Annotated in this window: 20 protein-coding genes, 5 tRNA genes, 1 rRNA gene and 1 riboswitch; of the genes, 6 read left to right on the top strand and 20 right to left on the bottom strand. The window is 36.9% G+C overall.

Going from position 1 to position 23,058, the window contains the following annotated elements:
• Positions 1-116: 116 nt before the first annotated feature.
• Positions 117-189, bottom strand: a tRNA-Val gene (locus EKM66_RS11510).
• A 6-nt stretch (positions 190-195) separates the two neighbouring features.
• Positions 196-267: transfer RNA gene (locus tag EKM66_RS11505), tRNA-Glu, on the bottom strand.
• A 127-nt stretch (positions 268-394) separates the two neighbouring features.
• On the opposite strand from EKM66_RS11505, the gene EKM66_RS11500 reads away from it, so the two are divergent.
• Positions 395-1,018, top strand: coding sequence for a DNA-3-methyladenine glycosylase (locus EKM66_RS11500; protein WP_125764761.1), 624 nt, complete (start codon positions 395-397; stop codon positions 1,016-1,018).
• On the opposite strand, the gene EKM66_RS11495 is transcribed toward EKM66_RS11500, so the two are convergent.
• From EKM66_RS11495 to nrdD, 3 genes are all read right to left on the bottom strand, one after another.
• On the bottom strand, positions 1,013-2,812 hold the full coding sequence (locus EKM66_RS11495; RefSeq protein WP_125764759.1) for a heavy metal translocating P-type ATPase: 1,800 nt from the start codon (positions 2,810-2,812) through the stop codon (positions 1,013-1,015). The two genes, EKM66_RS11500 and EKM66_RS11495, sit on opposite strands and share 6 nt — an antisense overlap.
• 255 nt (positions 2,813-3,067) lie before the next feature.
• A complete protein-coding gene (nrdG, locus tag EKM66_RS11490; protein WP_125764757.1) occupies positions 3,068-3,649 on the bottom strand; it encodes an anaerobic ribonucleoside-triphosphate reductase activating protein in 582 nt (193 codons plus the stop codon).
• The gene (gene nrdD, locus EKM66_RS11485; protein ID WP_125764755.1) at positions 3,585-5,804 is read right to left on the bottom strand and encodes an anaerobic ribonucleoside-triphosphate reductase; all 2,220 of its coding nucleotides are present in this window, start codon (positions 5,802-5,804) and stop codon (positions 3,585-3,587) included. Before nrdD ends, nrdG begins: the two co-directional genes overlap by 65 nt.
• 359 nt (positions 5,805-6,163) lie before the next feature.
• On the opposite strand from nrdD, the gene EKM66_RS11480 reads away from it, so the two are divergent.
• Genes EKM66_RS11480 through EKM66_RS11470 form a run of 3 tightly spaced genes read left to right on the top strand, consistent with a single transcriptional unit; the run spans position 6,164 to position 8,442 of the window.
• Positions 6,164-6,688, top strand: a complete 525-nt coding sequence (locus EKM66_RS11480; RefSeq protein ID WP_125764753.1) for a TetR/AcrR family transcriptional regulator — start codon at positions 6,164-6,166, stop codon at positions 6,686-6,688.
• On the top strand, positions 6,689-7,750 hold the full coding sequence (locus tag EKM66_RS11475; protein ID WP_125764751.1) for an ABC transporter permease: 1,062 nt from the start codon (positions 6,689-6,691) through the stop codon (positions 7,748-7,750). It abuts the gene before it with no gap.
• Between the two features lie 2 nt (positions 7,751-7,752).
• Positions 7,753-8,442: an ABC transporter ATP-binding protein gene (locus tag EKM66_RS11470; protein WP_125764749.1), complete on the top strand. Its 690-nt coding sequence runs from the start codon at positions 7,753-7,755 to the stop codon at positions 8,440-8,442.
• Between the two features lie 161 nt (positions 8,443-8,603).
• Here EKM66_RS11470 and EKM66_RS11465 read toward each other — a convergent pair whose 3' ends face one another.
• The 11 genes from EKM66_RS11465 to lysA all read right to left on the bottom strand — a co-directional run bounded on the left by EKM66_RS11465 (position 8,604) and on the right by lysA (position 19,595).
• Positions 8,604-9,917: a hypothetical protein gene (locus tag EKM66_RS11465; RefSeq protein ID WP_125764747.1), complete on the bottom strand. Its 1,314-nt coding sequence runs from the start codon at positions 9,915-9,917 to the stop codon at positions 8,604-8,606.
• 148 nt (positions 9,918-10,065) lie between these two features.
• On the bottom strand, positions 10,066-10,389 hold the full coding sequence (locus tag EKM66_RS11460; protein ID WP_125764745.1) for an AzlD domain-containing protein: 324 nt from the start codon (positions 10,387-10,389) through the stop codon (positions 10,066-10,068).
• Positions 10,379-11,095, bottom strand: a complete 717-nt coding sequence (locus EKM66_RS11455; protein WP_125764743.1) for an AzlC family ABC transporter permease — start codon at positions 11,093-11,095, stop codon at positions 10,379-10,381. Before EKM66_RS11455 ends, EKM66_RS11460 begins: the two co-directional genes overlap by 11 nt.
• A gap of 104 nt (positions 11,096-11,199) precedes the next feature.
• The gene (locus EKM66_RS11450) at positions 11,200-12,264 is read right to left on the bottom strand and encodes an aspartate-semialdehyde dehydrogenase (protein ID WP_125764741.1); all 1,065 of its coding nucleotides are present in this window, start codon (positions 12,262-12,264) and stop codon (positions 11,200-11,202) included.
• Between the two features lie 24 nt (positions 12,265-12,288).
• On the bottom strand, positions 12,289-13,479 hold the full coding sequence (locus EKM66_RS11445) for an aminotransferase class I/II-fold pyridoxal phosphate-dependent enzyme (RefSeq protein WP_125764740.1): 1,191 nt from the start codon (positions 13,477-13,479) through the stop codon (positions 12,289-12,291).
• Between the two features lie 59 nt (positions 13,480-13,538).
• On the bottom strand, positions 13,539-14,732 hold the full coding sequence (locus EKM66_RS11440) for an aminotransferase class I/II-fold pyridoxal phosphate-dependent enzyme (protein WP_125764738.1): 1,194 nt from the start codon (positions 14,730-14,732) through the stop codon (positions 13,539-13,541).
• Positions 14,733-14,750: 18 nt separating this feature from the next.
• Positions 14,751-15,530, bottom strand: coding sequence for a 4-hydroxy-tetrahydrodipicolinate reductase (dapB, locus tag EKM66_RS11435; RefSeq protein WP_125764737.1), 780 nt, complete (start codon positions 15,528-15,530; stop codon positions 14,751-14,753).
• Positions 15,527-16,414 carry a 4-hydroxy-tetrahydrodipicolinate synthase gene (gene dapA, locus EKM66_RS11430; protein ID WP_125764734.1) on the bottom strand — a complete coding sequence of 296 codons (888 nt, stop codon included), beginning with the start codon at positions 16,412-16,414 and terminating at the stop codon, positions 15,527-15,529. The genes dapB and dapA overlap by 4 nt, the downstream gene beginning before the upstream one ends.
• A 2-nt stretch (positions 16,415-16,416) precedes the next feature.
• On the bottom strand, positions 16,417-17,571 hold the full coding sequence (locus EKM66_RS11425; RefSeq protein WP_125764732.1) for an N-acetyldiaminopimelate deacetylase: 1,155 nt from the start codon (positions 17,569-17,571) through the stop codon (positions 16,417-16,419).
• Between the two features lie 2 nt (positions 17,572-17,573).
• Positions 17,574-18,272: a 2,3,4,5-tetrahydropyridine-2,6-dicarboxylate N-acetyltransferase gene (gene dapD, locus EKM66_RS11420; RefSeq protein ID WP_125764730.1), complete on the bottom strand. Its 699-nt coding sequence runs from the start codon at positions 18,270-18,272 to the stop codon at positions 17,574-17,576.
• Between the two features lie 24 nt (positions 18,273-18,296).
• On the bottom strand, positions 18,297-19,595 hold the full coding sequence (gene lysA / locus EKM66_RS11415; RefSeq protein ID WP_125764728.1) for a diaminopimelate decarboxylase: 1,299 nt from the start codon (positions 19,593-19,595) through the stop codon (positions 18,297-18,299).
• A gap of 90 nt (positions 19,596-19,685) precedes the next feature.
• Positions 19,686-19,864: riboswitch (Lysine riboswitch) on the bottom strand.
• A 163-nt stretch (positions 19,865-20,027) separates the two neighbouring features.
• On the opposite strand from lysA, the gene EKM66_RS11410 reads away from it, so the two are divergent.
• On the top strand, positions 20,028-21,383 hold the full coding sequence (locus EKM66_RS11410) for an aspartate kinase (RefSeq protein ID WP_125764726.1): 1,356 nt from the start codon (positions 20,028-20,030) through the stop codon (positions 21,381-21,383).
• 21 nt (positions 21,384-21,404) lie between these two features.
• Positions 21,405-22,388, top strand: a complete 984-nt coding sequence (dapF, locus tag EKM66_RS11405) for a diaminopimelate epimerase (protein WP_125764724.1) — start codon at positions 21,405-21,407, stop codon at positions 22,386-22,388.
• Between the two features lie 39 nt (positions 22,389-22,427).
• Here dapF and EKM66_RS11400 read toward each other — a convergent pair.
• The 4 genes from EKM66_RS11400 to rrf all read right to left on the bottom strand — a co-directional run.
• Positions 22,428-22,501 (bottom strand) — tRNA-Arg (locus EKM66_RS11400).
• 197 nt (positions 22,502-22,698) lie between these two features.
• Positions 22,699-22,788: transfer RNA gene (locus tag EKM66_RS11395), tRNA-Ser, on the bottom strand.
• A 111-nt stretch (positions 22,789-22,899) separates the two neighbouring features.
• A tRNA-Asn gene (locus EKM66_RS11390) sits at positions 22,900-22,972 on the bottom strand.
• 9 nt (positions 22,973-22,981) lie between these two features.
• Positions 22,982-23,058 (bottom strand): 5S ribosomal RNA (rrf, locus tag EKM66_RS12965); the annotation flags it as partial.

Raw genomic sequence — 23,058 nt, 5'->3', positions numbered from 1 at the left:
TGCAGTATACTATCTTTTTTCTGCAATTTCTAGTGGCGTATTTAGTGCGTTTTAAAAATGATTTATTTCATATAAAAAGTCAGAACATAATGTCCTGACTAAATTGAACTATTCGATGGAGGATACAGGGATCGAACCTGTGACCTCCTGCTTGTAAGGCAGATGCTCTCCCAGCTGAGCTAATCCTCCAAATAGTGACCCGTACGGGATTTGAACCCATGTTACCGCCGTGAAAGGGCGGTGTCTTAACCACTTGACCAACGGGTCATTTTTTACTTATAAAAGGTATTAGATAAGTACCTCTTTCTCAAGCACAAAAAATATTATATATTAAGTATAAAGACGACACAAGTCTTTTTCTTATATTTCTTAAAAAAATTATTGGAGGAACATATTGGATATACAAAATTACTTCGAAAACAACGAAACAATGGATATTGCCAGAGATATGCTGGGACATACTTTTACATATAATTCTGAGCAAGGTAAATTCTCCGGACTCATTGTGGAAACTGAAGCATACCTTGGACCAGATGACATGGCAGCACACAGTTACGATGGACGACATACACCTTCAAATGATCCACTATACCAGGCTGGTGGAACTATTTATATCTATTCCATCCATAGCTGGCTTGATATGGATATAAGTATTCAAAAAGCCGGTACACCAAACGGTGTCCTTATTCGTGGTCTGCAACCCATTGATGGTATTGAAATGATGGAAGAAAATCGTCACAAAACTGGATTTGATGTATCCAATGGACCAGCAAAATGGATCAGAGCCTTTGGGATACGTGATAAAGAATTATCTGGTACTTTATTAAACTCTGATAATTTCACTTTTTCAGAAAAAAAAGCCAAGACTCCCAAAAATATTCTAGCCACACCAAGAATTGGTGTACCGAATAAAGAGCCCTGGACTTCTAAAAAAATGCGTTTCATCGTTGAAGGTAATCCTTATGTTTCTAAAATGTACAAAAAAGATATGAATCTTGATTCATATGGCTGGCTATAATTTGTCACTTCTAGCACGTAGTGAATAGAGAATGGTTACTGTATCGACGACTTCTTGCAACATGGCACCAATTATAGTTGGAATCAGTCCAAATCCGGCAATTATCATCAGAATGATACAGATAAAAATACCAATCAAAACTGCCTCACGAGCAACTTTCAAAGTATCACGAGAAATCTTAACGACCTCTCCTACCTTACTCAGGTCATCCTTTAAAATAACAGCATCAGCTGATTCACTTGCGGCATTGGCGCCTTTGTATCCCATTGCTATACCTGCATCAGCTAATGCAAGCGCAGGAGCATCATTGACACCATCGCCGACCATAATTACAGGGTGGTAATCCTTCCCTAAGTTTTGGACAATTTTTACTTTATCAGCAGGCAAACTGGTTGGATATGTCTGCGTAATACCAACCTCCGAAGCAACTAAATCAGTTGCTTCTTTTTTGTCTCCAGAAATCATCATGATATTTTTAATTCCAAAGTCCTTTAGGCGTTGAATCGTTTTCTTGGATTCAGGTCTAATCTGATCCATCAGACTATAAACACCGGCATATTTCCCATCAATTGAGATATAAACGCCAGATCCATTAACTTCATCGACCTTTTCATCAGTGATGAATTCACCTTGTCCGACTTTTACAATATGGCCATCGATTGTTCCAGAAATACCTTCGGCTGTATATTCCTTAGCATTTTCAACGTTCTTCAATTTCAAGTTTTTAGATACCGCATAGTCCATAATGGCCTGTGCCATAACATGACTAGAATTTTGTTCAATTGACGCTGCATAAGCAAGAACTGTGTCTTGGTCGAAATCGTTCTTCAATTGGAAACTATCAACAACAAGTTTACCTTGTGTTATGGTCCCCGTCTTATCAAAAGCAATTGATTTGGCTGAAGAGATTTTTTCCAAAGCAGTACCAGATTTGACGATGATACCATTTCTACTTGTACGACTCATCCCTGATACAAAGGCAATAGGAGCTGCCAATATTAGTGGGCATGGAGATGCAACCACTAGTACCTGAGCAATTCTAACTGGATCTTTTGACAAGTACCATGCAATACCAGCAATTATATAAGCAATTATTGTAAACGGAACAGCATATTTATCGGCTAATCTAACGAAATGAGCCGGATTGGAAGCTGATTCTTTAACCAACTTAACAATTGCCTGATACTCACTATCTGCAGCAACCTTTCCAGCTTCCATCTTAAAAGGTGTTTCCCCATTAATTGATCCAGACATGACGTGCGAACCAACTGTGACATCGACTGGAACGGATTCACCTGTTAACGAAGATTCATCAACGTTTGATTCACCCTCAATCACTTTACCATCAACCGGGACTTGTTCTTTAGGCCTGATAAGTAATGTATCTCCGACATTAACATCATCAATATCAACATCTTTGACAGTCCCATCCACTAATAAATGTGCCTGTGATGGCGTATTATCAAGCAACGTTTTCAATTCACTTTTGGCTTTGTTAGATGCATATTCCTCAAGAGTATCTCCACCAGTAAGCATCAACAGAACTATCCAACCTGCCCAATACTGACCTAATGCGATTGTGGCAACAATGGCAGTTATTGCAAGCAGATCAATCCCAAAGTTCCCACTCTTGAGAACTTTGATCATATCGATGAACATTATCAGTGCCAGTATTAACCCAAGAACGCTGATCAGTACTTGAGCCCAAAGGAGCTTGCCGAACAGAAACTCCAATACAAATGCAACGACACCAATAGTTAAGGTACTATATAGCTTTATTTTGTCTGAGTTCATAAAGTATCCCTCCTCTTATGGTAAAGATAACATTAAGTTGTTAGCTTTGATACATTCCTATTTTTTTATGCCAACTTCACATACTTACTATATATTTTTGGCATAGTGAAAGCTATAACTACCTAACTCACTAAGCTTGCAGCGTAAATGCACAACACAACTTCCACCACTTAAACAAAATAGAGAGTGTAATCCAAAATCGGATTGCACTCTCTATTTAATTCTCGAAAGTTAAGTGTGTTTTCCCACGCTCTTTTATTTAACTAATTTGTCCCAAATAACTACTTTTCCACTCTCTAATGTTTTGGGGACATCAATAATACGTTGATTAGAACTACCTCTAAATTGCAAAGTAAGATCCATTTTATCTTGCAAGAATCTTCCATCAACTAAGATATCTAATAAAGAGATCAATTCCAATTTATCATCAGATTCTTTTTGCAATTCTTCCCACTTATAACCAGTCCATGACCAGATATCTTTGTCATGACCGAATTCCTTACGAACTCGTCTGCATAATTGTAAACAAACTTGCGTATTGATAAATGGTTCTCCACCTAATAACGTCAATCCTTGAACATAGTCATGATCCAAGTCCGTTATGATCTTATCTTCAAGTTCTTGTGTATATGGCTTACCATAGCGGAATTTTTGAGCAGCAACGTTATAACAACCTGGACAATGAAATGGACAGCCACTGACATACAAACTGCAGCGAACACCCTCACCGTCAACAAAATTGAATGGTTTATAGTCAGCTATATATTTTTGACTAAGATCCTTGGCTAGCCATTCTTTGGGAGTCGGATTGTTTGGCCTTCTCATACTGTGCTGCATTTTGTATCATCTCCGAAGTCATATTTTTCTTACGTGAAGCAATTTCCACGTGTCTACCATGAATCATAGGACGTTGTTGTGGATTACCTAAGTATCCGCAAGTACGTTTAACAACATCACAGAATTGTGGATCATGATTGCCGCATTGAGGACAGACAAATCCTCTAGCAGTGGCATTGAACTCGCCTTTGAATCCACACTTGAAGCATTGATCAATTGAGGTATTGGTTCCTAAATAACCTACATGATCATATGCCCAATCCCAGACAGCTTCCAAAGCTTTCGGATTTTGCTTCAAATTTGGATATTCACAATAATGGATGAACCCACCGGAAGCATAGTGTGGAAATACCTCTTCAAACGTTAATTTATCAAATGGTGTTGGATGTTTTCTAACATCATAATGGAAACTATTTGTGTAATATTCCTTATCAGTAATATCAGGTATACGACCAAATTTTTCAATATCATCACGACAGAAAGTATCCGTTAATGATTCAGCCGGTGTTGAGTACAAACTATAATGATATCCACTCTCATCAGCCCACTTACTGCACTTGTCACGTAAGGCACGAACAATACTTTCAGCAAAGTCATGAGCTTCTTTGTTATCTTCCCACTGACTACCAAAGAATTCTGTACATACTTCATACAATCCAATATAACCTAGTGAAACAGTAGCACGTTGATTCTTGAACAGTTCATCAACACTGTCGCCCGCCTTGAGACGCTTACCAAATGCACCATACATATACAGTAATGGAGCATTTTCAGGTTTAGCTTCCTTAGTACGCTCAACACGATACTCCAGAGCAGTCTTACAAAGCTTCATTTTCTCTTCAAATATTTCCCAGAACAAGTCAGTATTACCTTGAGCTTCTAGTGCAATACGTGGCAAGTTAACAGTTACAACTCCAAGATTCATTCGACCAGAATTAACCTCTTTACCATTTTCATCCTTCCAACCTTGTAAGAATGAACGACATCCCATCGGAGTCTTAAAACTGCCAGTAATTTCTTTAATCTTGTCATACATCAATAAATCCGGATACATACGTTTAGTAGAACATTCAAGTGCCAGTTCCTTGATATCGTAGTTGGGATCCTGTGGATTTAAGTTCAAACCACGTTTAACAGTGAATGTTAACTTAGGGAAAATAGCCGTACGGTGTTCCTTACCCAACCCCTTGATACGAATCTTCAAAATAGACTTCTGAATTTCACGTTCGATCCAATTAGTTCCTAATCCGAAGTTGATTGTAGTAAATGGAGTCTGTCCCTGTGAAGAATAAAGTGTATTGATCTCATATTCCAACGCTTGCATAGCATCATAAATATCTTTTTTCGTTTTTGCCTTGGCAAACTCTTCACGTTTAGATTCTACAACCCACTCCTTAGCATCCTTCATGTGCTTGTCATAATTCAATTGTGCATATGGTGCAAGTAATTGATCGATACGGTTAGCTGAACATCCTCCATATTGCAGTGAGGCAACATTAGCAATGATTTGCGACATCTGAGCAGTAGCCGTTTGAATGGAATGCGGCGATGATACCCAGGCATTACCTATCTTGAACCCATTAGTCAACATCTCATCGAAGTCGATCAGACAGCAGTTTGTCTCTGGTGTTACCGGAGAATAATCCAAATCATGCCAATGAAGATCACCTCGTAAATGAGCCTTGGCAACTAACTCAGGCAACATCTTCAATCCCAAAGCCTTGCTGGCAACTCCGGCTTCAAGATCACGTTGAGTATTGAAGATATTACTATCTTTGTTGGCATTTTCATGAACAATACGTTCATTTTTACCAAATAACTTATTAATATTGGCTTCCACATTAGTAGCATCTTCAAAATTCTGTTGTTCGGCATCAAAGTACTCTTGATACTCTTCTGCTGCAGTTACACAATGATACTTCTTCAACAAACTAATCACATCATCGTGTAATTGAACTGTCTCAATCAAAAAAGAATCTTGGTATTTGTATACCAAGTCATTTTCAATTTTGCTAATAATATTATCGTTATCTAACAGTTTGCTTAATACAAACTGTATCTTGTATGGATAGAAATCTGTCTTGGCACCAGATCTCTTCAGTACCGGAATACTCTTCAAAGAATTCAGTACATTTTGGCTTTTTACTTCATACATATTCACACACAATCCTTTTCAATCGATTGATTTAATTATATGTGGTCAAAATCATTAAATCAATATCTTGTATGTTCACACAATTGTTTCACACTATATGTGGTATAAGATTGCTGAATATAAATTTATTTTTTCAAATTGTTTCATGATTCTCACCCAAAAACGAGTTGAAAAATCAAGAGACAGATTTAAAGATTTATTTTGAATATTTTAATTTTTATTCCATCTATATATAAGAAGAAATAATTATTTATAATTTGGTTTATCGGAAGTTAAGTGAAATGTATTGACACTGTGTCACCGTCTGGATATACTATTTCCATGAGTTAAAGATGACACAGCGTCACCAAGGAGGAATTATGGTTTCTAAAACTTTTACCAATTTAAGCAAAGACAAACAAGAACGAATTATAAAAGCACTATTAAAAGAATTTTCAAATTATACCTTGGCGGAAGCTCAGGTTTCACGAATTGTTAAAGAATCAGGAATTGCTCGTGGAGCATTCTACAAATACTTTGATGATTTGCAAGATGCTTATAGCTATCTATACAAACAGGCGTTGCGTGAGATTCATCAAAATGTCTCAATCGATAACCGGCGAGCATTGAAACCTGACGAATACGTCGAACAAGTTAGAGAATTCGTTAATAGAAGTTACAACAGCGACTACTACGCTCTCGTAAAAATGCACCTACTACATAACGAAAGCCTTTTTATTTCCAGTTTTAATGATCATCTGATAACCGGAAATGAATACTTCTGGGCAACGCAAGTCATGATCCATGATGCCATCATACGAATCATGAAAGACCCAAGCTCTCAAGAAATGATTTTAAAGAAACTAGGCAATGTCTTGCGCACCCTAGCAAAAGAGGATGATTAAATGTTTTTATCGCTTAAAGAAATTAAAAAAGAGAAATTCAGATATGGGTTGATCATCGGTATGATCGTATTGATCTGTTACTTGATTTTCATTCTAACCAGTTTAGCAATGGGATTAGCTCAGGAAAATACCGATGCTATTGAATCTTGGAATGCAAAGAGTGTAGTTTTAGACAAAGATTCTAATATCAGTCTGACACAATCACTTATCTCTAAAAATGAGGTAAAGAATACCAAGTTAACAAGCAAGGAGGCTTACATTGGACAAGCTTCAGTTGTAGCAAAAGATGCTGGCAAAACTAAAGAATCAGCACAATTTATTGGACTAGATACAAATCAATTCATTGCTAAAAAACTGAAACTTACATCTGGACACAATATAAAGAATGATAAACAAATTGTTGTAGATGAAAAATTCCAAAATGATGGGTACAAATTAGGAAGTAAAATCAAATTCAACTCTAATGACACAAAGTACACTATTGTTGGCTTCGTTAAAAACGCTAAGTTAAACGTTGCTCCCGTTGTCTATGGTAGTTTAACAACTTGGAAAGATTTGAAGAATGTCAAGGGCGACTTTGTAGCTAGTGCAATCGTTTCTAAATCATCTAACTACAAAGCTAAGAATTCCCAACTCAAAACTTATTCAACTACTACATTCATCAATAAACTGCCTGGTTACTCTGCACAAAACTCAACGTTTACCTTTATGATTGCCTTTCTAATGGTAATTTCATTAATCGTTATCGCTGTGTTCTTGTACATTTTAACCATTCAAAAAATTCAGAACTATGCAGTTCTTCGTGCACAAGGAATTCCTGCAAAAACTCTTGTCTCGGCGACCATCTCCCAATCAGTCACACTTGTAATTAGCGGATTGATTATCGGAATTGCATTGACCGCAGTTACAGCAATGGCACTACCTGCCGCTGTACCAATGAGCTTTAATGTTCCTATTCTATCGGCTGTAAGTATTGGATTAGTATTCACTGGACTTCTCGGATCACTCATTCCAATCAAAATAATTCTCAAAGTAGACCCAGTAAGTGTCATTGGAGGCTAATCATGACAACATTAAAATTAAATAATATCAACAAATATTACGGTGAAGGTTCTAGCCGTGTTCATGTACTAAAGAATGTTAATTTTACCGCAAAAAAAGGTGAATTGAATCTAGTACTTGGACCATCAGGTTCTGGTAAAAGTACCTTTTTAACAATTGCTGGAGGATTGCAAACTCCTTCTACCGGTGACGTTGAACTTGAAGGCAAAGCAGTCAAATCAATGTCCAACAAACAACGTGATGCCATGAGACTTAATAACATCGGTTTCATCCTACAAGCCTATAATCTTATCCCCTACTTAACTGTTAAAGAACAGTTCCAACTAGTGAATAAAGTTAAGAAGAATAACAATCTGGATGAATCAACCTTTAATAAATTGCTTGAAAAACTAGGAATTTCTGATTTAATCAACAAGTATCCTGGAGAATTATCTGGTGGCCAAAACCAACGTGTTGCCATTGCTCGTGCATTATACACACAACCAGATATCGTTCTAGCAGACGAACCTACAGCCGCACTTGATAGTGAACGTGTTGCTGAAGTTGGTAAGATCTTTCAAACACTAGCTCGTGAGCAAGATACCGCAGTAATTGTTGTAACTCACGACCTACGCTTAATCGAGTTTGCCGACAACATTTATCAAATAATGGACGGACAAATGACTCTAAACAATGAAATGAAAACAGCGTAGAACCTAAAGAAAAACTGCAACATAACTATTTTCACCTTAAATATGCAGCATAAATGTACAACAACACATAGACTTTTCCAATTAAAACAAAGAAGACTAGCAATCCAAAATCGGATTACTGGTCTTCTTTGACTTAATGGTCGAAAGCTGATCATGTTTCGTCAAGCTCTCTTTTTTTTATTCCTAGTTGATAAATATGTAGCAAATGCAGAAAGCAAAACACCAAATGTAACTGCTAGTCTAACGATCAATAGTAGCGACGAATCAACACTACCGTTAACATTGAAGAAATTCAAAACATCAACGTTATATACATATCCCAATATATAAACAATTATCATATAGAATAGCTGCTGTGAGATGTTCCCTACTGCCGATAGCTGATACTTAACTAAAAATGCACGTTCTGATTCAATCTTAGGATCATTATAGAGTGAATTGTTCAAAATAGAATTATCAGATCCGACGAACAACGCACATAATAGAATTCCAACAAAGTAGGTTATGTTGAAGAATGAAAGTATCAAACCAAGTATTAATAGCGGATAGCGCATATTCAAATGTTTCTTCAAAATAAATGGTCCAAATTCAAATCCAGCTAGATATATCAGATAAACCGTCAATAAAGTACTGAATCCAAACCTCAAACTACTGTCAAATATCGTATATAACAATATGAAGTTCATCACTACGCCACGATTGATCGACGCCAAGCTCAACGGATACAGATTACGATGTATTCTTAATTGATACAATAGCAATATTATTAGTCCCACTAATGCGACTAAGCCAATCACCAAGTCAAAGCCATGCGAAATTGCTTCCAATCGTGAGTATCTAATTGCAAATACTAACATCACTAATATTGTAATGAATACTATTCCAATTATAGAATAATTTCGATCATGTTCTGGAAGCCCACCGTTATGATAGAAGCTGATTTTATTCTTCATCGAGTAACTGCCAATCAACGATATCAAGAAGAAGAGTGCTAATAAAATAAAAGCAGCGTTATAAGTATTATATTTAACTGACAACCATTCAACTAATCCCAGAATTATCATGGCAATAATTGAACCTTGCCAATGAAGCTTGGTAATATGGAAATCATTAATAATTTGTCCTTTAGTCCTAATAGTCAAAAAATAGGGCCAAATCCAGCTAGAAGCAAGTCCCAGCAATATTCCTCCAAGAATTCCAAAGAATGGATTCAACGAACCAACAATCATTAAAGATCCGATGATTCCAAATAGATTGGACACTATCAGCATTGTACTGGCTGAAAACGGTATGTAGACCGTCAGCAACATCCCAATTGATCTAAATGTGTACAGCATCAAGAATGGAAGAACATAGGCTGTAATACTTTTATTATGGTTATACAGTGATAAACAGAAAAAATACGGTATAACCACTCCTACATTGGCAAATAAATTAAGTACACCTTCAGAAAAAGTTTCAAAAGTTTTCCTCAAAATTCTCTCCTTGTAGTAATTTGATTACATTTAAATTTATAATACCATTTTTCTATTTAAAATCCGTCAATTTATATTTTGGATTTTAAAATATACCAAAAAAGGATTTGAAGTTCATATCTCAACCTGAACTTCAAATCCTTTTTCATCAAATGACCAATCGAACCAATGCCATTGCAACAATCCCAACTATAACAGTCTTCATTAAATCCTTAAGCCAAACAGCCGTTATAACGGTTGGTATTAGTGCAAGCACTACATCCCACTTAGGCGTTGGAATCGTACCTGTCTTGGCACTGAACACTGTTTCAAGTAGCAACGCACATAAAATTGAAAGCGGCAAATACTCCAAAAATCTAGTAACAATAGCAGGAAACTTCACCATTTTTCCCAAGATAAATGGTGTAATCCTAGGGATCCAAGTTACTAATGCACTACCAATCAATATTAATAGGACACTCTTACTTATCATGAAGGAGCCCCCCAACAAAACATCCCAGCAGTGCGGAGATAATAACCGCAACAGATGAACTGAAAAAATATAGCAGAATAATTAAACTAATAGTTACAGTAAGTACAACTGAAATAGACTTCTTCATACTTTTTGATAATTCCCATTCAAACTGTGTTAAAAACAAGCCCGCAAACATGGCCGTCAGCGCGAAATCCAACCCAAACTGTTCTGGATTGCTAATAAAGTTACCAACTAGACCACCAAGAAATGTCGCTACGATCCAAGTTATATACGCAGTAACATTCAAACCTTCCATCCAACGCAATGAGAAATGCTTTTCCTGTGCGACAGTGGTAGAAAACACTGCGAATGATTCATCGGTTAACAGCGAACCAATAGAAATATTACTTAAAAGTGACTCTTCACGAAAATGTGGACTTGCAGTCATACTCATCAGCAAATGTCTCAAATTAACTAAGAACACCGTCATAACGATACCAGTTATTGATGTATTTGCCAACAACAACCCACACATGACAAATTGTGAACTTCCCCCATATACGATTGCTGACATCAATGTTATCTCGAATAAATTAAGATGAGAGTTGATTCCAACTATTCCAAACGAAAATCCTATTCCCAAATACCCCAAAACTGTTGGCAAACAACTTTTTATTCCATCATGAAAAGTCGTATAACCCTCATCAGTTTGTACCTCTTCCATACAAATCACTCCTCTAAAATACTAAAAACACAAAAAAGTCTCATCAAATAGCATGTATTCCATACTACCAAACGAGACCCAATCAATAAATAAATAATCAAATATTATTTTACTTCAACAAGATCATCAGCAACTAATCTTTCAGCAATTTGAACTGTATTCCAAGCAGCACCCTTTAGTAGGTTATCTGATACGACCCACATATTGAATGCACCTTTATTTTCAAGATCTGGACGAATACGTCCAACAAATGTATCACGCTTGCCAGTTGCATTAATAGGCTGTGGGTAAATTTGATGTGCAGGATCATCCTGGAGAACTGCACCAGGTGCATCTTGAATTAACTTACGGATTGCTTCAACACTAGCATTTTCTTTATCTTCAACTTCAATATAGATTGACTCACCATGGCTGATAGGAACAGGTACACGGACACATGTTGCAGTTACTTTGATCTTAGGATCATCCATGTCACCAAGCATGATCTTCTTAGTTTCATGAATCATCTTCCACTCTTCGTGTGAGTATAAATTGTCCTCCAAAACATCAATTTGTGGCAACAAATTAAATGCTAATGGATAGTGTTCCTTATCACCCTTAGTTGGGAAGATGTCAGCAGACATATCCTTACCATCTAAGTAATCTTGAGCTTCACTATATAATTCATTCAAGGCACTTTGACCAGCACCAGATGCTGCTTGATATGTTGAAACAATGATTTGCTTCAAACCAAAGGCCTTTCTGATAGGTTCAAGTGCAACCATCATTTGAATAGTTGAACAGTTAGGATTTGCGATGATCCCATGATGATTATAAAGAGCTTTTTCGTTAACTTCTGGTACAACCAACGGAACATCTGGTTCCATTCTGAATGCACTAGTGTTATCAACACAGACAGCGCCACGTTTAACAGCCTCAGGTAATAGTCTCTTAGAAACCGCACCGCCAGCAGATGCTAAGACAATGTCAACACCTTCAAATGATTCTGGCTTAGCTTCTTCAACAACAACATCTTCACCCTTGAATTGAAGTTTCTTACCTGCTGAACGGCTTGATGCTAATAATCTTACCTTTGATACAGGAATTGTTGATTGCTCCAATTGTTGAATTAGACGAGTTCCCACGGCACCCGTTGCACCTAAAATAGCTACTTCATAACCTTCACTCATAATATTCATCCTTTATATCTTAATTTAGTTTTCTAATGATTCTGTGAACGCACGTAGACGTTTCATAGCTTCTTGAATATCTTCCATTGATGATGCGTAAGACATTCTGAAATGGCCTTCTCCACCTTTACCAAAGGCAGAACCAGGAGTGACACCGACCTTACCTTCTTCAGCAAGTTTTTCAGCAAACTCAACCTCTGTCATTCCAAACTTTTCAGGAATCTTTGAGAAAGTGTAGAAAGCACCTTCAGGCAAGATAGTCTTGTAGCCAATATCATTTAACTGACCAACAATATAATCTCGACGTTCTTGGTAAATCTTACGCATTTCAATTGGATCATCAATTCCATTCTCCAATGCTTCTTGTGCAGCGTATTGAGCTGGATTAGATGGGGCCGTTACAGTATAAGCATGCATCTTACCTGCATTCTCAATAAAGGCGGCAGGTCCAACAACATAACCGATACGGTATCCAGTCATTGCATGTGACTTAGAAAGTCCGTTAATCAGAATTGTTTTACCCGGCATCAATTTAGCTAGTGAAACGTGTTTGCGACCATAAGTTAATTCAGCATATATTTCATCTGAAATAACAAACATCGACTTATCTTTAACAACATCAACGAGTTCTTCCAATTGTTCTTTAGAATACACGAATCCAGTTGGATTACCAGGGAAGTTAAGAATCAATGCCTTAACTTTATCAGCGCCTTCACGATCAATAACTTCAGCCAACTTCTTTCCAGTTAATTGGAAATTATCAGGTGTTGTATCAACTTGAACAGGAGTTCCACCCAATACCTGAACGATTGGAATATACAGTGCAAACGTTGGTGTAGGAATAATAACTTTATCACCAGGATTAATAATTGCCGCTAACGAGATGAAAACAGCTTCAGTAGCACCGATAGTAACGATTACTTCTGATTCTGGATCATAATCAACATCATATTGCTTGTTCAAATAACTTGAAACAGCTTTTCTCAAACCAATTATTCCACGTTGTTCAGAATAATGTGATTTATTATCTTGAATACTCTTGATGGCCGCTTCCTTAACATGTTCAGGAACATTAAAATCTGGTTCACCTAATGTTAATTTGATAATTCCAGGAATTTTAGCAAATTTTTGTGCAAAATATCTAATCTGAGAAATTCCCATTGGTGCAATCGTTTCATTCACAACATCTTTAACAGATGAATCTAATTTTGGCATAACTAACGCTCCTAATCTTTATGTATATATTCTATTCTATAACAGATTTACTCATTTAATTAGTTTTTTTGTAATAATTTGTCAGTAAATTCAGCCAGACGTTTAATTCCTTCTTTGATAGCATCCATAGATGTAGCATACGAAATTCTGAAGTAACCTTCTCCAGCAGCACCGAAGGCATCTCCAGGAACAACACCAACCTTAGCTTCTGTAGCTAATTGACGACAGAATTGATCTGATGTTAATCCAAATTCAACAGGAATCTTAGGGAAAACATAGAAAGCACCATCAGGTTCAACTGTTTCATAGCCTAATTTGTTTAATTCCGCAACAATATAATCACGGCGTTCTTTATAAACCTTACGCATTGCAATAGGATCATCTAATCCATTTTCAAGAGCTTCTTTTGCAGCGTATTGAGCTGGATTAGATGGACAAGTGACAGTAAATGAATGCACTTTAGCGGCTTCATCAACGAAGCCCTTAGGTGCGGCGATATATCCAATTCTGTAACCTGTCATTGCATGTGACTTAGACAATCCATTGATTAGAATAGTTTGTTCAGGCAATACATTTGCGAATGAAACGTGTTTTTCACCGTATACTAATTGACTGTAGATTTCATCAGAAATAACAAATATTTCTTTGTCCCTTAGTACATCAGCCAAGGCTTCGATCTCAGCACGAGTATAGACAACTCCGGTCGGATTACCGGGATAATTAATAATCATGGCTTTAGCCCCAGCTCCTTCATTCTCTAAGACATGTTGAAGCTTTTCAGGAGTGATCTTGAATCCGTCCTTAGAAGTATCAACTTCAACAGGAGTACCCCCAAGAATCTTAATATCATCCATGTAGATTGAGAATGTTGGCGTAGGAACAATAATCTTGTCGCCAGGATTCATAATTGTGTACAACGAAGTATAAATAGCTTCTGTAGCACCAATAGTTACAATAATTTCAGTATTAGGATCATATGAGACGTCGTAATCTTTAGCTAAGTAATTACTAATTGCCTTACGCAAACCAGGAATACCCTTTTGTGGAGTATAGTGGGAATCGTTTTCTTCAATACTCTTGATGGCAGCATCTTTAACATGCTCTGGCACATTAAAGTCTGGCTCTCCCAAAGTTAATTTTACAATTCCAGGAATTCCCGCAATTGCAGCATTGAATTCAAGGATCTTGTCATCCCCTAATGGTTTGACCAAGGTATTACATATATTTGAAACACTCTTTGCTAATTCTGGCATAACGACATCTCCGATTTATTAAATAATTTTTTCCAATCCGATAACTAGTTCATCACGTTTCATAACTTCATTAATTGCAAGCTTGACACCTTTCATGAACGACTCACGATCAGTAGTACTTTGTTTGATAACAAGATTTTCACCTGTACTACCAAATATCACTTCTTCATCTGCGATGAATCCTGGCAAACGAATGGCGTGAATTTTAATACCATGATAATCTCCACCACGAGTACCCAATGGATCCGACTCATTAGGATTCTCCTCTTGGTCTTTTTGCTGAACTTCATGAATCAAGCGTGCTGTATTCATCGCAGTTCCAGATGGTGCATCAAGTTTATCTTGATGATGAGTTTCAACGATTTCAGTTTGATCAAAATACTTTGCAGCAACTTGAGCAAATTTCATCATCAATACTGCTGAGATACCAAAGTTTGAAGCAATAATTCCACTTACTTTATGATCATCGGCCAATTGTTTAAGCTTATTAACTTGATCTTCACTCAAACCACTAGTTCCAATAACAGGACGATACCCATGTTCAATCGCAAATTCAGTATTATCAAACACCGCACTAGGAATGCTGAAATCTACCCAAATATCGGCATCGACATCGATTTGTGATAAGTCGTTATAGACTTTGACTGATGAATCCAAATAATCATAAGAATCTGGATTCAAATCCTTTTCAATGGGATTGTAAACACCTACCAATTGATAACCTTCTGTATCATTAACCATATGTACAGCCTTTTGACCCATAGAACCACTGAAACCTGAGACGATTATTTTAATCACTTGATTACCTCCTGAATGTTCAACTTGTTAAATAAAATATCTTTTTCTTCGTCATTTAATGGCAATATCGGCAAACGACAGCCACCGACATGATAGCCAATTTCATTCAATGCAGCCTTAGTTGGTGATGGAGATGGATACATGAATAATGCCGCCATTTTTGGCGTAAGTTCACGTTGAATTGCACCTGCAGCCTTGTAATCTCCTGTTTCCAATTGCGTGTACATATCTGAGATCAAATCACCATATATATGTGAAGCAACTGAGACAACACCGTTAGCACCAATAACTTTTGCAAATAATGCCTGAGCATCTTCACCACTGAAGACGGCGAAATCATCGGAGGTGTGTTCAACGATATACTCCAAGTCCTCCATGGTATTGCATTGCTTGACCCCGTCGATGTTTGGATATTGAGACAAAGTGACAACTGTTTCCTTCTCCATCAAGACACCAGTTCTACCTGGAATGTTATAAATCATTACAGGTAATGGTGAATTATCAGCAACAGTTTCAAAATGAGCAATCATTCCACGTTGATTAGGTTTGTTGTAATAAGGAACAACAACTAATACCATGTCGATACCTTTGATTTCAGCAACTTTATTGATGAAATCAATCGTACCTTGAGTATTATTGCTACCAACACCGGCAATTATTGGAACACGTTCATCAACGATTTGAACGAATCGTTTGTATAGTAACAACTTTTCAACCTCAGTTAATGTTGGCGTTTCACCAGTAGTACCACCAATAACGAATCCTTTTGAACCAGTATCCAATAAGTGATTGGTCAACTTTTCTAGTGCATCAAAATCAATATTTTGACCGTCATCAGTAAATGGGGTGACGATTGCTGTCATTAAATCTACATTTTCTAACATATCTAATTTTCCTCCGAATTCATTCGGTAATTTAAAAAGCCAGTAAATGCTTCAATACCATCTTTAATTGCCGCTTCATGTGGTAAAAAGTCTGCTGAATGCAATGATCCAGGACTATCAACACCTAACCAGAACATTGTTCCGGGGATTTTATTTAGCAAATAACCAAAATCCTCGCCAGTCATCGCCGGTGCCATATCTTGATACTTCGCATTTGACTGCTTCATATAATTAATAAATCTAGTTGTTAACTCAGGATTATTTTCAACTGGAAAATATCCACCTTGATTATATTCAATATCAATTTTTGCATTGAAAGACATTTCCAATCCCTTGGCAACTTCGACAATTCTTTCGCGGATAAATTCAATCATATCTTGAGTCAATCCTCTAATAGTACCTTCAATTCGAGCTGTACCGGAAATAACATTTCTGATCGTTCCAGCTTCAAGTTTTCCAAAAGTAATAACTCCACATTTAGTAGGATCAATATTTCTAGAAATAATCGTTTGAACCTGAGTAATGAAATTAGCAGCTATAACAACTGCATCGTTGGCCTCATGTGGATAAGCAGCGTGACCACTCTTACCATGAATAATCACATTAACTTCAGTTGTTCCAGCGAACAAAGTTCCGTTACGACAACCGATCACACCAGTTGGCAAATCCGAATTATCATGTAACCCATAGAATTCATCAACTTTATATTTGCCACTGAATACACCCAAGTCATAGGCTTGACGGCCACCACTTTCACTCTCTTCAGCCGGTTGAAAAAAGAATACCAGATTATCTTTAGGTTGATGTTCAGAGTAATAGTTCAAAATTCCTAACGCAACAGTCATGTGAATATCATGACCACACGCATGCATAACACCATCATGTGTTGAAGAATACTCCAAACCATTATTCTCTGTAACAGGCAATGCATCCATATCAGCACGATAGCCTATTGTACGTTGTGGATTGCTACCTGCAATACGAACCAGTAATGCCGTTGGAAGTTCTGGGATTTCTTTATATTCGATAAAATTCTGAGAAAACTTAGAAATGACTTCCTTTATATAGGCATGAGTTTGTGTCTCTTGTAACGCCAATTCTGGGATTTGATGAAAATGTCTTCTGATTTGAATCAGTTCATCCGAAGTTAAAACCATAATTACAACTTCCTTAAAGTATTCTCAATGTGAGTCTTATCTGTGGTTTGTTGATCTTTCACCTTGATAACTTTAGCCGGAACCCCAACAACGACTTCGTTAGGAGCAACATCCTTAGTAACAACTGCACCAGCACCAACAACTGCGTTATCTCCAACTTGGACACCTTCAAGAACAACTGCATTAGCACCAACCGTTACATTGTTACCAATTCGTACAGGATCAGCGGACGCTGGTTCGATAACACCAGCTAGAACCGAATTAGCACCAATATGTGAATTCTCGCCGACAATAGCACGTCCGCCAAGAACAGCACCCATATCGATCATGCTACCTTTACCGATTTCAGCACCAATATTGATAACTGCACCCATCATAATTACAGCATTATCAGCAATTTCAACTTGATCACGAATGATTGCACCAGGCTCAATACGTGCATTGATACCTTTAATATCAAGCATTGGAACAGCTGAGTTTTGAGCAGCCGTTTCAACATAATAATCATCAACATCCTTTAGAAGTGGTTGAATATCTGAATAATCACCGATCAAGATTCCAGTTGATTCATTCAAAAATGATTTAACAGTTGAAGGAACATCCAGCTTCGAAACATCCCCATTAACGTAAACTTTCACAGGAGTAACTTTCTTGGCGTTTCCTATATAATTAATAATTTCTTCAGCATCCATCTTGCTCATGACATTTCCTCCAATTTTTGTACCTTATAAGTAATTCAAATCTAATCTTGTTAAATCTTCATATGACTCACGTTTTACAACTAATTTATCTTGACCATTTTCAACAAAGACAACCGCTGGTCTAGGATTACGATTATAATTTGATGCCATCGAATATCCATAAGCACCAGTATCTAACATTGCAAGTACATCCCCAGGTTCAACCTCTGGAAGTTTGACCGAGTCGATCAAAATATCTCCTGATTCACAGTACTTACCTGAAACGTGTGCCTCTTGTGTAGCTTTGGCATCCATATTATTCGCTACCACAGCCTCATATTTAGCTTGATAAAGAGCTGGACGAATATTATCACCCATACCACCATCAACATTAATGTATGATTTCAAATTAGGAATATCCTTATGCGATCCAACCGTATAAAGGTTGTATCCAGCAGGTCCAACAATGGAACGTCCCGGCTCGATCCAGATTTCTGGTAGCGGCAAATCATCATTTTGCGAATCAGCCTTGATCGTATCAGTAATTTGTTTGATGAATACACTCGGAGCAATTGGTTCATCATCGGCAGTATAACTGATTCCGAATCCACCGCCAAGGTTTATCACCCTAGCTGTGAAATTATATTTTTTGTGCCAATCAGCAACAATTTCTACCATCTTATGAGCAAGTAAAGTAAATCCTTCAATCCCAAAAATCTGTGAACCAATATGAGCATGAATACCAATCAAATTCATATTTTCATTCTTCATTACCAACTGAAGTGCCTTTTCAGCTTGACCGGACTCAACATCAAAACCAAACTTGCTATCAACTTGACCGGTTTGGTCATATTTGTGAGTATGTGCTGAAATACCAGGTGTTAATCTTAACATCACATTGATCGATGCCTTTTTTTCATTCAGAACTCTTTCAAGTAACTTAATTTCATAAAAATTATCAATGATAATAACACCAATTTGATTATCAACAGCCATCTCTAATTCATCTAATGACTTGTTATTACCATGGAAACTAATCTTTTCAGCAGGAAATCCTGCCTTCAATGCTGTAAATAATTCTCCCCCAGAAACAACATCAGTATGTAGATGTTCCTGCTTCAAAACTTGATACATAGCTACAGTGGCAAATGCTTTACTAGCATAACTAATTTCATATTTAAAACCACTATCTTCAAAACCAGTTCTGAAATCTTGAATTTGCTTACGAATTTCACCAACATCGTAAACTACCAACGGAGTGCCATATTTGTGTGCCAAGTCAACACTATCAACACCGCCTAAAATCAAATGTCCATTAGAACTCTCTAATTCACTACTGATCATAATCAAACAACCTTTCTTCTGGTGGGATAAAAAAAGATCCCTTTGCTTAAAAAACAAAGAGATCCAAAATTACAAATATTCTGCATCGTAATTGTCATAAGCGCACCGCAACGACTTTTTGTTGCGACAGTCCGTATCCTCTTGTTAATACGTCCCAGCACATTGGATTCTGCAATTCCAACGCTTCGGCAACATTCCCTTTCGATAAGTTCAACGCCATGCAGTGACTCCCTTATTTACTAATGTCAGTTGCGACCTCTTTTGTTTTGTTGTTAAAAAGATTATAACAACTCTAATAATACGTCAACCCTAATTAGGTAATTTAAACATTTTTTCTAATATTTTAAACAATTATCTTGTTTTAACACGTAAAACTGATACACTCTTCATTAAAAATGTATTAATGTTTCTAAAATTAATGAGGTGATTTATGTGAAAGTCGTCAAGTTTGGCGGTAGTTCACTAGCAGATGGTGAACAGTTCCAAAAGGTTATAGATATTGTAAGTAGTGATAGTGATCGAAAAGTTGTCGTCACATCAGCTCCTGGTAAACGTTTTGATGGAGATATAAAAGTTACTGATCTACTAATCAAATACGCCAATAAAGTCTTAAATAAAGAAGACTTCCATGAAGTATATGACCAAATAATATCTCGATACCAAGAAATAAGCGATTATTATGAACTAGACGATTCGACTATGAATACCATCAAAGACAAAATTGCAGATCTTGCTACAGATAACTATATCGATGATGAACACCTCATGGCCGCATTCAAAGCACACGGCGAATATATGAATGCCATTATGCTCGCAGATGTATTGAATCACGAAGGCATCGCAGCTAAATTTCTAAATCCAAAAGATGCGGGATTCTTGGTTGGTGGAGAACCAAATAACGCTGATGTTCTTCCGGAAACCTATTCTAATTTAGAAAAAATCAAGTTGGATGATACAAAAATAATTTTTCCAGGTTTCTTCGGATACAGCACAGATGGATCCATTTACACATTCACACGTGGCGGATCAGACATCACCGGTGCAATTCTTAGTCGTGGATTTCATGCCGATATGTATGAAAACTTCACTGACGTAGATGCAATCTATGTTGCTAATAACCATGTGGTCGATCACCCACAGGCCATCAAAAAAATGTCATACAGAGAAATGCGAGAATTATCGTATGCAGGATTCTCAGTATTTCAAGACGAAGCCATTATTCCAGCAGTAGAAGGCCAGGTACCAGTCAATGTCAAGAATACCAACAATCCAAGTGCCCCAGGCACATTAATAGTTCCATCACAATTTCTTTTTAACCCAGCCAATCCAATTACCGGAATCGCCAGCTCAAAAAGATTTTCAGCATTATACCTGCACCGCTACCTCTTGAATAAAGAAGTTGGATTCACATTGAAATTACTCAAGATTTTTTATAAATATGATATTCCATATGAACACATGCCTTCAGGTATTGATGATTTGACAATTATCTTCGATAAGAGCAAATTAAATGACGAAACAATAAAGAACCTTTGCAACGAAGTAAAAGAAGTCCTACAACCTGATTATTTGGAATGGATAGATGATTATGCCATTATTATGGTCGTTGGCGAAGGATTAGCTCATACCGTAGATACAATGGGAGAAATCATAGATTCTCTAACTCAAAATAACATTGCAATCCATATGCTCAACCAAGGTGCATCACGTATCTCCGTGATGATCGGAACTCAATCAAAAGATGCAGACAAAGCAGTACGTGCAATCTATAATACTTTTTTTAATTAATTTATTTATGAGGTGAAAAAAATGTCTCAACTTCTAAAAGTTCACGGATCAGAAAATCAATTTTTCATCCTAGATCAAACAACACTAGAAAATCAATTAGACGATACAGAATTAAAACAACTCGCCATCAAGCTTTGTAATCCCTCAAACAACATTTTAGACGGAGCGGACGGCCTGTTAGTTGTTAATGATTCTAAGTTTAATGACTGTCTTGGCCAGATGCGAGTAATTAATGCTGATGGCAGCGAAGCAAAGATGTGCGGTAATGGATTAAGAACCGTTAGTCGATATTTATCTGAAAAATTTAACCAAGACTCATTCAAAGTCGAAACATTTGAAACCAATCTAGAGGTCAAAAAATCTGATAACTTCTACAATAATGTCCCAGCATTCAGTGTCGAGATATCACCCATTTCATTTGCAAAGAAAGATTTACCATTCGCATACAAAGATAAACTAGAAATGATAAATGAGGATATACCAGAATTCATTGATGGACAAAAGTTTACAGCCATTGCCGTTCCAAATCCTCACTTAATCAGTTTTGTTGACGAAGTAGACGAAGATGACTTAGGAGAATTAGGCCAAGCCTTGAATGCCCCTAATACTTACTTCCCTGAAGGTGTGAATGTCAGCTTTTGTGAAATCCTAGATAAGAACAAGTTGTTCGTCCAAACCTATGAACGAGGTGTGGGATTCACCAATGCCTGCGGTACAGGCATGTCAGCAACATCGTTAGCCTTTGCAATGCTGAACGAAGATTACTTTGATTCAGACGACGATATTACCGTTTATAATCCGGGCGGCATGGTTAAAACAAATATTCAATTAGCAGAACGCAAAGAAGATAGTAGTATACATCTAATTGGTAATGCAACATTTACTCATACATTAAATGTCAACGAATCAGATCTACACTCTGCAAATCTAAACAATATAACTATCAATGAAACTGGCGAAGAAACCTATTACCATGAATTCGTTAATTCAATTAGTGAAGCATAAAAAAAAGATATACCCTTTAGGGTATATCTTTTTTAGTAGTGCACCTAGTAGGAGTCGAACCTGCAACCTTCTGATTCGTAGTCAGACACTCTATCCAATTGCGCTATAGGTGCATATGTATTTTTTCAACAGATAAAATTATACCATATAGTTTTATGTTTTGAACATACTTTTTTATAATCATTTACATATATATATTTAATTCAATGTATGAAGAATCTCAAAATCATACAAATGTTGTCACAAATGTAGTCATCGTTAAAAAAAGAAGCTCAATCCCTTGATATAAAAGGATTGAGCTTTTTAAGAACGGAGAGTAGGGGATTTGAACCCCTGATACAGGCAAAACCCGTATACATGATTTCCAATCATGCTCCTTCAGCCACTCGGACAACTCTCCATAATTAGGAAAATAGATATGGCATATCTTACATTTCTGTAAAAAAAACATCTAATTCATATGAACTAGATGTAATATTTGACACACCTAGGATTTTCCTAAGTATTATAACTCCGGATGTCAGACTCGAACTGACGACACCCTGATTAACAGTCAGATGCTCTACCAACTGAGCTAATCCGGAATAATAACAGCGTGGCAGCTACCTATCCTCGCGGGTAGTTTCCCACCAACTACTTTCGGCGTGAAGAAGCTTAACTTCTGTGTTCG

This window comes from Companilactobacillus hulinensis (assembly GCF_003946555.1).
GTDB classification, from domain to species: domain Bacteria; phylum Bacillota; class Bacilli; order Lactobacillales; family Lactobacillaceae; genus Companilactobacillus; species Companilactobacillus hulinensis.
This window is presented reverse-complemented; position numbering and strand designations above follow the sequence as displayed.

Coding starts and splice junctions, on each gene's coding strand:
- EKM66_RS11460 (WP_125764745.1), bottom strand. CDS start 10,389: ATGATAAGTAAGAGTGTCCTATTAATATTGATTGGTAGTGCATTAGTA.
- EKM66_RS11455 (WP_125764743.1), bottom strand. CDS start 11,095: ATGGAAGAGGTACAAACTGATGAGGGTTATACGACTTTTCATGATGGA.
- EKM66_RS11470 (WP_125764749.1), top strand. CDS start 7,753: ATGACAACATTAAAATTAAATAATATCAACAAATATTACGGTGAAGGT.
- EKM66_RS11445 (WP_125764740.1), bottom strand. CDS start 13,479: ATGCCAAAATTAGATTCATCTGTTAAAGATGTTGTGAATGAAACGATT.
- nrdD (WP_125764755.1), bottom strand. CDS start 5,804: ATGTATGAAGTAAAAAGCCAAAATGTACTGAATTCTTTGAAGAGTATT.
- lysA (WP_125764728.1), bottom strand. CDS start 19,595: ATGATCAGTAGTGAATTAGAGAGTTCTAATGGACATTTGATTTTAGGC.
- dapF (WP_125764724.1), top strand. CDS start 21,405: ATGTCTCAACTTCTAAAAGTTCACGGATCAGAAAATCAATTTTTCATC.
- EKM66_RS11440 (WP_125764738.1), bottom strand. CDS start 14,732: ATGCCAGAATTAGCAAAGAGTGTTTCAAATATATGTAATACCTTGGTC.
- EKM66_RS11495 (WP_125764759.1), bottom strand. CDS start 2,812: ATGAACTCAGACAAAATAAAGCTATATAGTACCTTAACTATTGGTGTC.
- nrdG (WP_125764757.1), bottom strand. CDS start 3,649: ATGCAGCACAGTATGAGAAGGCCAAACAATCCGACTCCCAAAGAATGG.
- EKM66_RS11450 (WP_125764741.1), bottom strand. CDS start 12,264: ATGAGTGAAGGTTATGAAGTAGCTATTTTAGGTGCAACGGGTGCCGTG.
- dapA (WP_125764734.1), bottom strand. CDS start 16,414: ATGTTAGAAAATGTAGATTTAATGACAGCAATCGTCACCCCATTTACT.
- dapD (WP_125764730.1), bottom strand. CDS start 18,272: ATGAGCAAGATGGATGCTGAAGAAATTATTAATTATATAGGAAACGCC.
- EKM66_RS11425 (WP_125764732.1), bottom strand. CDS start 17,571: ATGGTTTTAACTTCGGATGAACTGATTCAAATCAGAAGACATTTTCAT.
- EKM66_RS11475 (WP_125764751.1), top strand. CDS start 6,689: ATGTTTTTATCGCTTAAAGAAATTAAAAAAGAGAAATTCAGATATGGG.
- EKM66_RS11480 (WP_125764753.1), top strand. CDS start 6,164: ATGGTTTCTAAAACTTTTACCAATTTAAGCAAAGACAAACAAGAACGA.